Below are 16,166 nucleotides of genomic sequence, written 5' to 3'. Positions count from 1 at the left end.
CCCCTCTCCCATTCTCCCCCTCTCCCTCTCTCCCATTCTCCCATTCTCCCCCTCTTCCTCATTAGGATCGATCGCCCAAAGCAAGGCAATCAGTAGTTCCCCAGTAGGCATAAATCGGCGTGTTTTGGTCTGGGAAAGAGCCGCCGGTATTTGGCTGGCGCACCGTAATTTTATCGCCAGAAGTCAACTCAACCACGTAATGAACGTGAGTGCCCATATACATAGTATTTTTGAGCCGCCCTTCAAAACAGTTGACCGACACTTCCGGCTGGTATAGATTCAAATATACTTTTTCCGGTCGGACGCTGACCACCACAGAGTCGCCTGTGACACCATTCCACATATCTGACTGCTGAACGATTATTTTCAGATTGGCCGAGGTGCGAACTGTGAGAGTCGATCGGTCGATCGACTCCACCGTACCAGAAAACAAATTCGTATCCCCAATAAAATCCGCCACAAAAGCCGTCTGCGGACACTCATAAATTTCCTCTGGAGAGCCAATTTGCTCAATCCGGCCCTCGTGCATCACCGCAATCCTGTCTGACAGACTCATCGCCTCTTCTTGATCGTGAGTCACCATCACAAAAGTCAAGCCTAATTCTTGATGCAAATTCGACAGTTCCAACTGCATCTGCTTCCGCAACTTCAAATCTAGAGCCCCCAGCGGTTCATCTAGCAGCAGTACCGCCGGTCGATTTACCAGAGCTCTCGCCAAAGCCACCCGCTGCTGCTGGCCGCCCGACATTTGACCGGGAAACCGATTGGCGAAAGATTCCATTTTCACCAATTGCAAAACTTCCCGTACCCGTTCTTCTATTTCCGTTTTCCCCAGCTTTTTAATCCGCAATCCAAAAGCGATATTGTCCCAGACATTCATGTGTCCGAACAAAGCGTAGCTTTGAAACACGGTATTTACCGGACGGCGGTAAGCTGGAGTGTTAGTCATCGACTGGCCGCGAATCATCAATTCGCCCGCCGAGGGAGTCTCGAAGCCAGCGATTAAACGCAGCGTCGTAGTCTTACCGCAGCCGGAGGGGCCGAGAATGCTAAAAAATTCTCCTTGTCGAATGCTGATGTCAACTCCGCGAACTGCGGTTTCGCCGTTAAATACCTTAAAGACCTTGCGGAGTTCAACGTCAAGCGCTGTATCCGTTGCTGTCGTACCTTGGTTGAGTGCTGTCTGAAACATATTCGCCCTTTCCTGGGGTTAATGCACGCCGCTTGAATACAGTTTAACTTTAGACTTTTCTGTATTTTAGGCGAGGAATGTTCGATGTAACAGGTTTTGGAATTTGTTCTTTCAATTCTATCTCAGAGTGCTCTTGGGTAAGTCTGAATGTTTTGTGTCGCGCGATCGAGTTCGATCGACTCCCCAACTATTGATTCTCAGGACTTGGAGTAGGAGATGGTGTTGGTGATTTCTCTGGTTTGGGTGCTTCTGCTTTTTTCCATTCTGACAAAGGTCGATTGACAGCATTTTTAAAGTCAAAAGGCACTAGCAGCACGGGCAAATTTTCGGCTGAATTTGGAGGGGGCGCTTCCCCCGGATTGGCTAGAGCGTACAAGAAGCGGCCGCTAAAGTCTGTTTTGCCTAAAACTAGGCGGTGAGTTTCCTGGTTGTCCAGCTTGACTGTGACTGTAGCTTGCGGTTTGTCTAGACCGTATTCTGGGAGTTTAGCCGCGGTAGAATTAATCGTGCGATCGCTCTTTCCTGTCGCCAGCCTGTCTAGCAAAAAATCCACCGAAGCCTCACTCGCGTGCGCTTGCACCGGCAATTTCATTTCCCAGCTAGACTTGCCTCCTTTTGTAGCATAAACTCGCTCAAAAGTCAAGATTCTTTCGGGAGTTTTTACTGTAAAGAATTGTATGCGATCGGACTTAAAATTAAAAATTTTATGTTTGTTTTCCTTCGCCGCTTCCTGCTGGGGAGACACCTGCATTTCGTACACAGAAACGAACCCAATCATGCTTAGCGCGACGGCTATCAATACAAATGTATTTTTCTGCAATTTCATAATAACTGGGAATTGGGCATTGGGAATTGGCCAAACAGGGAATTGGCCAAACAGGGAATTGGGCATTGGGCATTGTTGACTGTTGACTGTTGACTGTTGACTGTTGACTGTTGATTAATGTTATTGGTTATTTGTTATTAGCCACAGTAAAGAATTAACAATTGCCCACTGACAACTGACAACTGACAACTGACAACTGACAACTGACAACAGTCAATTAATTTATCTTCTCTTCCACCAAATAGTGCCGCCTATTACCAGTCCGAGTAAAGGCCAAATTAGCCAAGCTAAAATCAGCAATCCTATTTGGAGGACAGTCATATTAATGCGGCGGTTGGTAGATTTTTTCGGACTTATAGAAAGGCTTTGTTGGTCTGGTTTACTCAACCAACTGACAGAGTTGAGAAATACGTCACTATTGAGTTGTTGCTCAAACCAACCGTTAGTCACAAATTGAGATGTGCCAATTACTACCATGCGCGATGTTTTTTGAGAACTTGATGGTACAGAAGGAGTTGTGGTTGGCTTCGGAGATGGTGTGGGAGATGTTGTGGGAGATGTTGTGGGAGATGTTGTGGGAGATGGTGTGGGCGTTGGGGAACTTTCGGGAGATGTTGTGGGTGTTGGGGAAGCTGTCGGTAATACTGGCGGCGTAGCTTCTTGGGAGACAATCACCGAGTAGCTAATTGGGGAAGCTGTCGGCGATGTTGTTGGAGATGGAGATGTTGTTGGAGATGGCGATGTTGTTGGAGATGGAGATGTTGTTGGAGATGGAGAATCTGTCGGCGATGGAGAATCTGTCGGCGAAGTTGTTGGAGATGGTGAAGTTGTTGGAGATGGTGAAGTTGTTGGAGATGGTGAAGTTGTTGGAGATGGTGATGTTGTCGGAGATGGTGAAGTTGTTGGAGATGGGGAAGGCGAGGGTGACGGTTTTAAGGGAGTGCTGTCAGCGCCCGATCGCACTAAAGCCACACCTAATAATAACGGGCCTTGTCGATCGGTCTTCTGATCGAACTCCAATTTCTTAGTCGTCAAATCGCTTTCCGCCCAACTTTCCTGACTCGTCCACAGCAGCGGTTGTTCTTCTATCCCTGCTACGGGCGTGGTTTCCAAAGCACGCGCAAACGGATAAAATGAAATGCCGGTGCCGAAACTTTTAGTAATCGGATTGTCGCCGTAGCGCCTGACTGTGGGAACCGTCGGGCCCAGGCCGAATCTTTGACCGGTGCCGGAAGCATCGATGACCAAACGGGTGTCTAATTTTAGGCCCCATTCTTGCAGAAATTTGTCCAATCCAGTATTAATTGCTGGGTCTACCATTAAGAATAAACTGCCGCCGCGATCGAGATAAGCTTTTAGTGCTTTAATTTCTGCATCGATAAACGGTTTTTCTGGCCCAGCAATAATTAAAGCATCTGCATCTTCGGGAACTTCTTGGCGTTCGGCAAAATTTAGCGTTTGGGCGTTATAGTATTTATCTTTCAGAGCTTTTTGGGCTTGCTCAATTCCGCCTTGACCTTCTTTCAGCGGGCGCGTTCCTTTACCTTGCAAAAAGTAAACTGTAGGAACGCGAGTGCTCAGAATTTCTTCTAAGCCATTGGTAAGTTTGATCTCTGACAGACCTTGATTTGGGTCGCTACCAAAAGCTGTGCCGCCTTTTTGCAGCTCTTGTTTTTTGTCGCCGGATTGCAGGTAAACTTCTCCAATGCTGGTAATGCTAAATTCCCTGGCTTTTCCCGGTTGCGCCTGCGGGTCTACAAATTCGTATTGGAACTTAGAACCTCCCTCGCGTTTGTAGCTTTGTAGCAGTTCTTTTGTTTGGGGATTTTGAATGGGGTCAAATACCCATACTTTGACTGGTTGTTGGAGGTTTTGCAGTATTTGTTTAGTCTGGGGGGCGAGGGTAAACTGTTGGCTTTCGGTTAAGTCGATGCGGAGGGGATAGCGAAATGCGATGAAGTTAATTATTCCGAGAATCACAAATACTGCGATGGTAGCAATTAGGGCGTTGGTGCCGGCTTGGGTGGAACGCTGCCCCCAAAAGCCTTGTTCGTGAGTTAAATATAGCAGCCAAAGTGCGATCGTCACCGTTCCGGAAATAACTAAACCGACTGTCAGGGGTTCCCATGCTGCGGATACAAATGCTGCTGTTAAACCTGCTGCGATGAGGAGGGGGCCCAGCCAAAAAATGTATTTCCAATTGGTTTTCTTAATTTTCATAACATAAATATGGGGCGATAATTTTCCGGTTCGAGAATGTTATTCATATTGCATTAGCCTGCAACCAAGCTGTTAAGTCTGACTGCTGTTGAAAATCCAGGACTGCATCTCCTAATTCTTGTAATTCCTGCACGCCTAATTGACGGATGCAGTTTTCGGTTTCTGGTTGGATTGTGCCTAAACGCCGCACGATTTGACGCAAAATTAACGATAAATGAGCGGCTTTTGTTACCTGTTCTTTTGCTAACTCTATGGCAATCTGCTGGTCTTCAATCCACAGTTCTTGGTTCTGCAATTCATTTAATTCTTCTTCAGTGAACTTGTCTTCGCTGGCCATTCTCAAAGCTTTCTCAATTTCGGGGACTGCACTCAGTGTTTCTGGTACTGTATCCAAAGTGCTGGTGTTTTTGAGAAGGTAAATCCATCGGTCTGCGGTGGTTTCTAATTCTGCTAATTCTTTAGTGAATTTGGGCAGTTCTATAAATACTAATTCTATTTCAGTATCGGGATAATCAAACTGTTGCTCTTTTTCTTTGAAAACAAATCGCGTCAGAAATTCGGGTTGGTTTCCAAACATTTCAAAGTCGGCAATTTTTAAAGAAATTACTGTTTTGAGTCTTTCGTAGCGTTCTTCTCGTGTTAATTGCAGGCTGTAGGTTTTAGCCGCGTTGTACAAAACTCTGGTTCCGAAGGAAGGGACGTTGATTACTTGAATTTCAATGAGGGCGATTCGGTCGCCGTTTATTGTGGCTTTGACATCTAGTTGTGTGTCTACTCCGAAAGTTTGATTTCCTGGTTGAGATTTGATTATTTCTAAGTCTTCGATGACTGGCTGTGCTTCATAAAGGATGGCGTTTAAAAAATTAATTAGGATGTCTTTGCTGTCGCTGGAAGCGAATATTTTTTTGAACGCAAAGTCTATTTTTGGATTTATCAATCTCATTGTTTGAGGTACTTTGTAGGATTTAACATTAGTAATTAGTCATTGGCCAACCAGGGAATTGGGCATTGGCCAAGCAGGGAATTGGGAATTAGTAATTGGGAATTGGGAATTAAGCAATTCTCCCACTCTCCCCCTCTCCCACTCTCTCCCTCTCACACTCTCCCCCTCGCCCACTTTTCCCTTCCCTTTCTAAGAACGCTGATATCGTAAGGCATCAATGGATTGGGCGGTGAGAAATACTCCTAGAATGATGTAACTGGCAAACATAATTAAACTGCTGGTATCGAAAACTCCCTTGACAAGATTGGTGTAATGTGTTAGCAGCGATAACTGTGCTAATGCGACTCCGAAGGGGCCGCTAATGCCGACGGCGGCGGCATCAATTACCCACAGAAATAATACTAGAGTGAAGGTGAGGATGGCGGATAAAATTGTGCTGTCTGTGAGGGAGGAAATAAACATTCCGAGGGACAATACTGCTGCTGCTAGGAGGATGAGGCCGCCGTGTCCTAACAGGAGGACACCGGCGGGTACGGGTGGGGTTGATGAACTGAGGGCGATCGCCTCGCAGAAGAGCAAAGGCAACAACATTGTGGTGTAAAATGTCAAAACGCCGAGGAGTTTGCCCGTAGCAACGGCCCAGTTTGTTAAGGGCGATGTGGCTAAAAGTTCTAGGGTTCCGCGCTTGCGTTCTTCTGCGTAAAGTCCCATTGAAAGTGCGGGTAGCACGAACAGTGAAAGGGAACCCATGATTCGCAGAAATAGTTGGAGAAATTCGTAGGCTACGTCGATGGGAGGTTCGGTAATTCCCATTTGATCTCGCTGGGCGATTTGGGGAATTAACCCGTCGGGGGCGAGGAGAATGGCGATTAAGAAGTAGCCGGTAATCAGCCAAAAGACGGCGGCGATGGCGTATGCTAATGGCGATGCAAAATAGCTTTGAAGTTCTTTGCGATAAATGGCGATGATATTACTAATCATTACTAACCTGGGAATTGGGGATTGGGGATTGGGTAGTTGGTAATTGGTTCATTCTGTTTTGTCGGCTGGTGGGTTTGGTTCGCGGTCTTTGGTATTTTGGGGACTTTTTTCTATTTGTCGCTTTCTGGTAAGGGGTGGCGGTTCTGGTTGAGAATCGCTAGTCGGTTGTGGCTTTTTTTTAAGCTTCCGGTTTGTTACAACTGGGGGTGGTTCTGGTTGAGAAATTTCTCTCGACTCTACGATTTGTGGAATTTGGATATTTTCGACAATCGGTTCTGGTTGAGAAGGTTGTCTCGACTCTATGATTTGTGGAATTTCGAGATTTTCGACAATCGGTTCTGGTTGAGAAGGTTGTCTCGACTCTATGATTTGTGGAATTTCGAGATTTTCGACAATCGCTTCTGGTTGAGAAATGTCTCTAGATTCTACGATTTGTGGAATTTCGAGATTTTCAACAATCGGTTCGGGCTGAGAAGGTTGTCTAGATTCTACGATTTGTGGAATTTCGAGATTTTCGACAATCGGTTCGGGCTGAGAAGGTTGTCTAGATTCTACGATTTGTGGAATTTCGAGATTTTCGACAATCGGTTCTGGTTGAGAAATTTCTCTCGACTCTACTGTTTCAACAATCAGCAGATTTTCGACAATCGGTTCTGGTTGAGAAATTTCTCTCGACTCTACTGTTTCAACAATGAGTAGATTTTCGACAACCGGTTCTGGTTGAGGATACTCGATCGACTCTACTGTTTCAACAATCAGCAGATTTTCAACAATCGGTTCTGGTTGAAAAATTTCTCTAGATTCTACGATTTGTGGAATTTCGAGATTTTCGACAATCGGTTCTGGTTGAAAAATTTCTCTAGATTCTACGATTTGTGGAATTTCGAGATTTTCGACAATCGGTTCTGGTTGAGAAGGTTGTCTCGACTCTATGATTTGTGGAATTTCGAGATTTTCGACAATCGGTTCTGGCTGAGAAGGTTGTCTAGATTCTACGATTTGTGGAATTTCGAGATTTTCGACAATCGGTTCTGGTTGAAAATTTGCTCTAGATTCTTGTCTTTCTACAAGTTCCAGAAAATGTGCTACTGATTGCACTTCAGGTTCTAAATCGTTGATTATCTCTATTGTTTCAACAATCTGTTCTGGTTGAGAAAATGCGATCGACTCTGTTGTTTCGACAATTGGTTCTGGTTGAGAAAGTGCTATTGACTCGACAATCTGTTCTGGTTGAGAAAGTGCGATCGACTCGACAATTGCGACAATCGGTTCTGGTTGAGAAAGCTCGATCGACTCGACAACCGGTTCTGGTTGAGAAATTTCTCTAGACTCTACGATTTCGACAATTGCCAGATTTTCGACAATCGGTTCTGGTTGAGAAAGCTCGATCGACTCGACAACCGGTTCTGGTTGAGAAATTTCTCTAGACTCTACGATTTCGACAATTGCCAGATTTTCGACAATCGGTTCTGGTTGAGAAATTTCTCTAGACTCGACAACCGGTTCTGGTTCGGGATGTGCGATCGACTCTACGATTTCGACAATTGCCAGATTTTCGACCATCGGTTCTGGTTGAGAAAGCTCGATCGACTCGACCATCGGTTCTGGTTCGGGATGTGCGATCGACTCGACCATCGGTTCTGGTTCGGGATGTGCGATCGACTCGACCATCGGTTCTGGTTCGGGATGTGCGATCGACTCTTCTGTTTCTACAACTTCTAGATTTTCGCCAACTGGTGCTGGTGGAGAAGGTTCTATCGGGAGTCTCTCACTTTTGTGAAAAATATTTTTTACAAAAGTGAGCATCCTGCTTGCTAGTTTAGATATCTGTGGCGAGTCAGATGCTGGGGTTCCTGTGACACCCAAACTGAGATGATTCCCTTTTATCGACTCTGTTGTTTCGACAATGGATTCTGGTTCGGGATGTTCTCTAGACTCTGTTGTTTCGACAATCGGTTCTGGTTGAGAAAGCTCGATCGACTCTGTTGTTTCGACAATCGGTTCTGGTTGAGAAAGCTCGATCGACTCTACTGTTTCGACAATTGGCTGGGATTCAGGCTGAGGATGTGCGATCGACTCTACTGTTTCGACAATTGGCTGGGATTCAGGCTGAGGATGTGCGATCGACTCTACTGTTTCTACAGGTTCGGATGCTGAATGAGAATCATAGAGCGACTCTAGCCTATCTGAAACTGGCAGATTTTCCACAATCGGTTGCGATTCCGATTGATGAACATCGGCGATCGAGTCTTGAATTTCTGTCGCTTGCAGATTTCTATCGACCTCCGGTTCGCTGTGAACAAGAGTTTCTTCGGGTTTATTTTGGGCTGCTGTCAGCCTTAAAAACACATCTTCGAGAGTAGCCTGATTGCGGCGCATTTCGCAGAGTCCGAATCCAGAGGCGATAATAGCTGCGGCAATTTCTCGTCCGGGTTCTATGTCCGATTCGCACAAGGCCCGCAGGTGGTAACGACCTGCTACAAATTGCTGCTTGGGGATTAATTCGACCGATCGAACTCCCTGCACATTTTCCAAAGAAGGCAACAGCAGACTGTTCAACAAATCCGCCTCACCTTCAACTTCCACTTCGTAACCTTCTCCGGTGGCCAACTCTCCCATCAAATTTTCGGGAGTACCCGCAGCGACGATTTTACCGCGATTGATGATGGTGACGCGGTTGCAAGTCATGCTGACTTCCGGCAGAATGTGGGTGGAAAGGATGATTGTGTGCTCGCCGCCGAGGCTTTTGATGAGATTGCGGACTTCAATGATTTGGCGGGGGTCTAGGCCGACGGTTGGTTCGTCTAAGATAATCACTGGCGGGTCGTGGACGATCGCCTGGGCGATACCGACACGTTGCCGAAATCCTTTAGAAAGTTTGCGGATTAAAACTTTGCGCTTATCAACCAGGCCGCAGCGCTCGATCGCGGATGTGACTCGTTGCGCGCGATCGCCCGCCGGTACTTGCTTAATCCTGGCCACAAAAAACAGAAACCCTTCCACAGTCATTTCTGGATAAAGCGGCGGGTTTTCCGGCAGATAGCCGATGCGCTGTCTGACTTCCATAGAGTTTTCGTGTACGTCGAGGCCGGCGATGCGGGCAGTACCGCTGGAGGCGGGCAAATATCCCGACAAAATCCGCATGGTTGTGGTTTTTCCTGCGCCGTTGGGCCCCAAAAAACCGAGAATTTCTCCTGATTCGACCGAGAAGGACACGTCCGCGATCGCTGCGGTCGAACCGTAATCCTTGCTTAAGTGTTCTACTTCTATCATTTTTCCGAAGCCAGTCGATTTTAGATTTTAGATTTTAGATGTGACTCAACCGCTTGTGCGCTGTGCGTCTTAGCACGCGAACAGTGGGGGTCGATCGAATTTATGGCGCAAATTTTAATTTGATTTTGTCTTTTAGTGTAGTCCGGCCGTAACCAAATCTATCATAAGTGGCGATCGTACCAGAGAAACGCACGACCAGTTTAGGGCTGCCGTTGTCTCGCTTCGGCTAAGGCTGAGATTGCTTTTGCAAATTTATGGTTGCTGAAATTGAGTTAACAGCCAATTTCCTACTTGTGCTTGATCTTGAGTGCGACTCCGCCGCAAAGCCTCTTCCAACAAAGCAATAGTTAATCCCGGCAAAACTTCCGATCGCACAATCCGCCGACTGCCATTATCAGCAATAATAGCAAAGGCAATAATTTCGGATTTTTGCACGTCTAGTACCCAATATTCAGCGACTTTTAGCTCTTCGTAAAGCAACCGTTTTTCACCAATATCATCAGCCAAAGTAGAATCAGCAACTTCTATGACTAAATCTGGCGGTGGGGTAACGTCAAGACTTGCGATCGAAGTTCCCCTCGGTGCTAATTGCGCTCTTTCTCCGATATAGTATGATACGTCTGGCTGACACTCTCGCACTCCTGTTTTCCTGTAACTACAGTTATCCAATCCGTTAAGAGAGATACCTTTGATAGTACAAAATAGGTTGATTGCGAAAAGTGCGATCGCATTATCTCGTGAATGATCTGGCCCTACAGACATAGTTTCAATCCTCATTTGTCCGTTGCGGTAGTAGCATTTGGCTTTATTGTAAGCTGGGTCATCTGCCATTGCGATGAATTCTTCCCATGTTGCTACCACCCAGGTGTCTGTAGGTAATTTAGTTGTTGTACTCATTTTTCACCTTTTGATTAGACAGTTTGGGTGACTATTTGTGTTATTCAATGACGCTCTCATTTAATCGTAGCACATTCGATCGCCCGCTCAATTTCCCCTTTTCCAAATCTTAATTTCCCCCAACCAACCCGCACTCACAATAGTCTTAGCATCTGCACTAATTCCCACAGCCGTAACATAGCCCGAATGTCCGCTCAAATTACCTTTCAATTCGCCCGATCGCACATCCCACAATTTCACGCTCTTATCCCAACTCCCGCTAACCAGTATACTTCCATCCCGACTGATTGCCAGCGACCAAACCCCATCAGTATGCCCGCTTAAGCGCCGAATTAACTGCCCGTTTCCGACATTCCACAACCCAATTGTCCCGTTACTGTTTCCCGCAGCCAAAGTTTTCCCATCAGGAGTAAAAACTAGGGACAAAACAGATAAATTTTTGCCAGCAATCGTGCGAATTAGTTGACCTGTTGCTAAATTCCACAACCTAATTGAACCGTCTTTACCGCCGCTAGCTAAAATTTTGCTGTCCGGGCTAATCGCTACAGCATTCACCAGTCCAGAATGGCCGGTTAAAGTCCGCAGCAATTCCCCAGTTTTGGCATTCCAAATCTTCACAGTTTTATCCCAACTGCCACTCGCGACAAACAAGCCGTCGGGACTGATGGCAACGCTGGAAACAGCACCGGAATGCCCGCTCAAAGTGCGTACAACCGCGCCTGTTTCTAAATTCCAAATTTTTACTGTTTTGTCGTCGCTGCCGCTAGCTAACACTTTTCCGTCCGCACTAGCTGCGAGTGAATTTACGGCTTCTGTGTGTCCTTGCAGGGTAGTTTTTAATTGCCCGTCGGAAAAATTCCAAACTGAGATTGTGCCGTTGCTATTTCCTGTAGTAAAATAAGCTGAAGCTAGGGCAAGGGAACTCACAACTTCTGAAGATCCTTTGAGGCTATTTGTGGCGACAAAGGATCTCGCGCTTCCCGGCTTCCGAGGCGCATTATTAACAGGAGTTTTCGGGTTTCCGGCTGTGGGAGATTGGGGAACTACCGGCAGGGAAACAGCCGATCGCCATTTCATGAAAGTATTGATTTCTATCCCCGCCGCCACGATTTTATCCGAATTTTCTTCTAGCCTGACAATGCCGTTAATTGCCACAACTCGCCCCGCATCGTCGAGTACGGGCCCGCCGCTCATCCCCGCTCTCACTAAGTTATTGTATACCAAAGTATAACCGTTCCAGGGAGTCTGGCGGCCGGTAAGCTGACCTTCGGTGGCGATGAAAATCGGCTGTCTCAGGGAACCGCCGGATGCAGGCCAGCCGGCTACATAGGCTTTGTTTCCCTTGGTTGCTGCGGAATTGGCTAATTGAGCGAGGCGGTAGGTTTGAGGGCTGCTGAAGGGCACTACGGCTAAGTCCATCCCCGGCACTCGCCGCACGAGGCTGTAGTATACAGAGTGAGCTACACCGTCGGGTGTTACAACTTCGTAATCCCCTGCTTTATCGACAACGTGCCAGTTTGTGAGGATATAGTATGTGCTACCTTGTTTCTCTAAAATTACTCCTGAACCGCCTTTTGGCCCTTGGATGCGGACGGTAATTTGTTTGGCGACGGTTTTTACTGCGTCGGCGGTTAAGGCTAGGGCGATTTGAGGTGATGTGAGTGGAATTAGGGCGATCCTCTTCGAGGGCTCCGCTAACGAGCTTAGGGCGATCGTAGCACTCAAAATAGCCGGAATTGTTCTGCTGTAGTTCATGATTGTGTCAATTTAACATACCCACCTATCAACGGACGGATAACTTTTCCGGTTTGTGGCGCGTTGACGGTTGAGGATGGAAGAGTGTTTTGGGCGATCGAACTTTCAACATCCGCACCCGCCTCACAATATTTGACACAGCCCTCTCGCTAGCAGAAAAATTTAGAATCGGGAACCGCAAATAGACTCAACAATAGCAACTGGCTTATCTCTATTCTTTTCTCGGCAAATCAAAATTTGAGCCAAACGCTGCTCAGTATAATAGCCATTAGCTATCCAGCCGAGGGCTGCGCCCGCGATCGCGCCGACTGCTATACCGGTGATCGGGCTCAAAACAAGGTGCTTGCGGGCTATCGGTTTTTGTTGCATAAAAATTTATCCTCAGCAATTACTCTTAGAAGAAATAGCACAAATAAAAGTTATTTTCTTCCTCCTATTTACTTATTTCCTAAGTAGTAACCCATACTAAGTAGTGTGGGCATTGCGTACCTTATACCATTTTTTTAAAGATGTGGCATGGATGAAGTTTTAGCCCCCCCGAACTCGCGGGGGGGGTTGGGGGGGTAATATCTAGCACTACTTTATTAAATTGGTATTACCTATCACTATTCATAACTAAGTAAGGTATGTATTGCGTACCTTACTTAGTATGTACAGTATGCAATATCATGCCAAATCAAACAGCAAAAATTCCGCATCTTCCGCCGCTTCAATCACCAACTCAGCCTCATCGCTAACCGCCGCACCGTCACCTTTTCCTAAACTCAAACCGTTGAGCAAAACAGCGCCGCGAGCAACTTGCACCCAAGCATGGCGATTTGGCTGCAAAGTATGAGAAACCCGCGAATTTTTATCCAAAACCGCCGCATACAAATCGACATCTTGATGCACTTTCACCGCACCATCTCTCGCATCGCGCGCCGCCACAAGCCGCAGTTGTCCGCGCCTTTCGGCTAGGGGAAATTCCCGTTGTTCGTAACTCGGTTGCAAGTCATTTGTATCTGGTAACAGCCAAATTTGTAGCAAATGAACAGGCTCTGTTTGCGAGTGATTGAACTCGCTGTGCTGGATACCAGTACCTGCACTCATCCGCTGCACTTCACCGGGTTTGATTGCTGCACCGGTTCCCAAACTGTCTTTGTGTTCTAATGCTCCTTCCAGTACATAGGTGATAATTTCCATGTCCTTATGTCCGTGAGTTCCGAAACCTTTACCGGGGCTAACGACATCCTCGTTAATTACCCGCAACGAGCGAAAATTCATATAATTGCGATCGTAATAGCTGGCAAAAGAAAATGTGTGGTAACTGTCCAGCCAACCGTGATTTGCGTGTCCTCTTGCTTCACTTTTTCTGACGGTAATCATTTTCTGAATCCTCCTGCGATTTTAGATTTTAGATTTTAGATTTTAGATTGAAGAATTGGGAATGACTGAGGTCGCTCGTGGTTCCGAGTACGGGCCTGCATTTCCATTCTTTTACGAAACTGGTATCAGTGAACTTTATCAGTGTTTCTGAGATACTTCTACTTTAAACCTAGTCAAGCTATTATGGAAAGTACGCACTTAAAAGTGCGGTACTTACCAAAAAGATACTATGCAAGTCACAGAAGTAAAGGTCGATCGGGCAAATTGCCCTGTAGAACGCACTCTAGAGGTGATTGGCGGGCGCTGGAAAGTCTTGATTCTGCGGGAGTTGTTTCAAAGAGTCAAGCGCTTTAACGAGCTGCAGCGAGCTGTCAACGGCATTACTCAGAAGATGCTGACGCAGCAACTGCGGGAAATGGAATCAGACGGAATTGTGCACCGGGAAATTTACCTGCAAGTGCCGCCAAAAGTTGAATATTCGCTAACGCCTTTGGGCGAAAGTCTCAAACCGATTATTAATGCCATGCACGAATGGGGAATTCAGCATATTAGCGAAGATGGAAGATGAGCGGTTTCTTGATGTTTTTTTTCCGTCTTGCGACTGATTGCAAATTTTAAAACTAATTCAACAATACTAATATGAACAAAATAGAGCGTCTCGCTACCCTCAACCGCATCCGCAAACTCAGCCGCCTGATGGATACCGCCATTGGCATCCCCGGCACTAAATTTCGCATTGGTTTAGACCCCCTTATCGGTTTAGTTCCGGGTGCTGGGGATCTCGTAGATACCGCGTTTTCCGCATACCTAATTTATTTAGCCACTCAATTCAAAATCCCGCCCAAAACCCTCGGAAAAATGATTTACAATATCAGTTTAGAGGCCGTCGTGGGTTCAGTACCTTTAATCGGAGATATATTCGATGCTTTTTATAAATCCAACATGAGAAATTTGGCGCTTTTAGAAGCACATATCGAAGTAGAGGAACCGGAATTAGTTGCGGTTGCAGAACCTCTTCCTAAATCGATTAAATTGTAGGGGCGAGTTCACGAATCATCTCTAACTCTCACCAACAATATCAAAAATCTGCCTCCCACCAAACGATAAATTTCAACCTAAAATTTTTCCGTCAAACCGTAGTTCAAGATATTAGTTGTAGGGTGCGTCAGTAGAAGTCGAGAGGCTTGTTTTAAATTGCAGGAACTGACGCACTCCCTAGCTTTCAGATGCGTGATATCGTTTCCGGTTGCATCGGAATGATTTAACCACAGAGAACACAGAGAACACAGAGAGGTCAGAGAGAAATGAATAATTTCGATGCTAACGGAATTGATATGATATAGCCTTTCAAGCTCTCATATGAGGTACTATCCGGGATAGGGCATAGGCCGCCGTGGGCATGAGGCTCTCCTCACTTTTGTGAGAACCGCTATATCAAATCCTCTCTATTCACTGTTAACATCATAAAGAGTGCAACCGGAATTGGTATCAGTTCTTGAACTCTCAATTATCTCTTAAAAACTAACTCTAGCTGACAGACCCTACTAACTACTAATCTATTTGTACGGTTTGAGATTATTGGTTAATCCACCTCTTACCGAATTATAAAAATCTGTTAGAGCGGATTTACCGAAATATTTATTATTATAAAAAAACTCAATTCATCCGCTATTACCCAACTATACTTTATGCAGAATGGCGTTTAATAGCTTCCACTAAAGCAATAATATCTTCTTCTTTAGTATTAAAAGCTGTTACCAGTCTAACAGTACATTTATCCCAGCGATAAAACAGAAAACCCTCAGCTAAAACTGCTGTAATTACAGATTCTGGAATCTGCATAAAAATTTCGTTGGCTTCCACAGGATGGCAAAACTTGACTTTCTCAACTCCCGCCAAATCTGCGGCTAATTTAGCAGCCATTGTATTAGCATGAGCCGCATTTTTTAGCCACAGATTATCGGTAATGTATGCTTCTAACTGCGCGGACAAAAATCGCATTTTGGAGAACAGATGCCCGCTGCGCTTGCGGTAAAAAGGAAAAGTTTTTGCCAGTTTGTGATTGAAAAAGACTACTGCTTCGGCAGCCATTGCTCCGTTTTTGGTCGCTCCAAATGATAGGACATCCACGCCGGCGCGCCAAGTGATATCTGCAGGAGAACAGCCCAAACTGGCAACAGCGTTGGCAAAGCGAGCACCATCCATGTGCAGGTGCAAATTGTGGCTGCGAACAATCTCGGAAATGCGGGCAATTTCCGCTGGATGGTAGACTGTGCCGGCTTCTGTGGCTTGTGTGATACTGACGGCTGCGGGCTGTACGTGGTGGACGACACCTGCACCAGCGCGATCGACTATTTCACCTAAAGTCTCTGCCTCTATTTTAGCATGATTTCCTGTTAGTGTTACTAACTTTGCACCGCCCGTAAAAAACTCCGGCGCGCCACATTCATCCAGATTAATATGAGATTGGGCGTGACAGTAAACAGCGCCGTAGGTCGGAGTCATCACCGCCAGGGCTAGAGCATTAGCAGCGGAACCGGTTGCTACGGGAAAAACTGTCACGGATGTCTCGAACAAATCGGAAAATTTAACTTGCAAACGTTCTGTATATTCATCATCTCCGTAAGACATCACTGCACCGCAATTCGCCGCTGCAATCGCGGTCATAATTTCCTGCGAAACCCCAGTGGCATTGTCGCTACAAAAATTCATTT

Annotated in this window: 12 protein-coding genes and 1 pseudogene; 2 read left to right on the top strand and 11 right to left on the bottom strand. The window is 46.1% G+C overall.

The genetic code is table 11. The features are described 5' to 3' along the window. Positions 1-61 precede the first annotated feature (61 nt). From AACV78_RS17100 to AACV78_RS17055, 10 genes and pseudogenes are all read right to left on the bottom strand, one after another. Positions 62-1,192: an ABC transporter ATP-binding protein gene (locus tag AACV78_RS17100; protein ID WP_194012480.1), complete on the bottom strand. Its 1,131-nt coding sequence runs from the start codon at positions 1,190-1,192 to the stop codon at positions 62-64. A 187-nt stretch (positions 1,193-1,379) separates the two neighbouring features. Further along, complete coding sequence (locus AACV78_RS17095; RefSeq protein WP_228042305.1) at positions 1,380-2,084, bottom strand: DUF4340 domain-containing protein; 705 nt, start codon at positions 2,082-2,084, stop codon at positions 1,380-1,382. A gap of 156 nt (positions 2,085-2,240) precedes the next feature. Next, positions 2,241-4,238, bottom strand: a complete 1,998-nt coding sequence (locus tag AACV78_RS17090; protein ID WP_194012479.1) for a Gldg family protein — start codon at positions 4,236-4,238, stop codon at positions 2,241-2,243. Between the two features lie 43 nt (positions 4,239-4,281). Then, complete coding sequence (locus AACV78_RS17085) at positions 4,282-5,181, bottom strand: Rpn family recombination-promoting nuclease/putative transposase (RefSeq protein ID WP_194012478.1); 900 nt, start codon at positions 5,179-5,181, stop codon at positions 4,282-4,284. A 189-nt stretch (positions 5,182-5,370) separates the two neighbouring features. Further along, positions 5,371-6,162 carry an ABC transporter permease gene (locus tag AACV78_RS17080; RefSeq protein ID WP_194012477.1) on the bottom strand — a complete coding sequence of 264 codons (792 nt, stop codon included), beginning with the start codon at positions 6,160-6,162 and terminating at the stop codon, positions 5,371-5,373. 2,214 nt (positions 6,163-8,376) lie between these two features. Further along, positions 8,377-9,435: pseudogene (locus AACV78_RS17075) on the bottom strand (ABC transporter ATP-binding protein); the annotation flags it as partial. Between the two features lie 252 nt (positions 9,436-9,687). Beyond that, complete coding sequence (locus tag AACV78_RS17070; protein ID WP_194012475.1) at positions 9,688-10,332, bottom strand: Uma2 family endonuclease; 645 nt, start codon at positions 10,330-10,332, stop codon at positions 9,688-9,690. 87 nt (positions 10,333-10,419) lie between these two features. After that, entirely contained in the window at positions 10,420-12,087 is a 1,668-nt protein-coding gene (locus AACV78_RS17065; RefSeq protein ID WP_194012474.1) for a WD40 domain-containing protein, read from the bottom strand. A 162-nt stretch (positions 12,088-12,249) separates the two neighbouring features. Beyond that, positions 12,250-12,456: a hypothetical protein gene (locus AACV78_RS17060; RefSeq protein ID WP_194012473.1), complete on the bottom strand. Its 207-nt coding sequence runs from the start codon at positions 12,454-12,456 to the stop codon at positions 12,250-12,252. A gap of 297 nt (positions 12,457-12,753) precedes the next feature. Next, positions 12,754-13,452 (bottom strand): pirin family protein, encoded by a 699-nt coding sequence (locus tag AACV78_RS17055; RefSeq protein ID WP_194009385.1) that lies wholly within the window; start codon positions 13,450-13,452, stop codon positions 12,754-12,756. A 229-nt stretch (positions 13,453-13,681) separates the two neighbouring features. Between AACV78_RS17055 and AACV78_RS17050 the strand changes: the two genes are divergently transcribed. Together AACV78_RS17050 and AACV78_RS17045 are read left to right on the top strand one after the other, a co-directional pair. Further along, entirely contained in the window at positions 13,682-14,020 is a 339-nt protein-coding gene (locus AACV78_RS17050; protein ID WP_194009386.1) for a winged helix-turn-helix transcriptional regulator, read from the top strand. 71 nt (positions 14,021-14,091) lie between these two features. Then, complete coding sequence (locus tag AACV78_RS17045; protein WP_194009387.1) at positions 14,092-14,490, top strand: DUF4112 domain-containing protein; 399 nt, start codon at positions 14,092-14,094, stop codon at positions 14,488-14,490. Positions 14,491-15,138: 648 nt separating this feature from the next. Here AACV78_RS17045 and AACV78_RS17040 read toward each other — a convergent pair. Then, the gene (locus tag AACV78_RS17040; protein WP_194009388.1) at positions 15,139-16,164 is read right to left on the bottom strand and encodes a threonine aldolase family protein; all 1,026 of its coding nucleotides are present in this window, start codon (positions 16,162-16,164) and stop codon (positions 15,139-15,141) included. Between the last annotated feature and the right edge of the window lie 2 nt (positions 16,165-16,166).

This window comes from Tychonema sp. LEGE 07196, from assembly GCF_963890365.1.
Classification (GTDB): domain Bacteria; phylum Cyanobacteriota; class Cyanobacteriia; order Cyanobacteriales; family Microcoleaceae; genus Microcoleus.
Note: the sequence above shows the minus strand (reverse complement) of the source record. Positions and strands in the feature narration are given on the sequence as shown.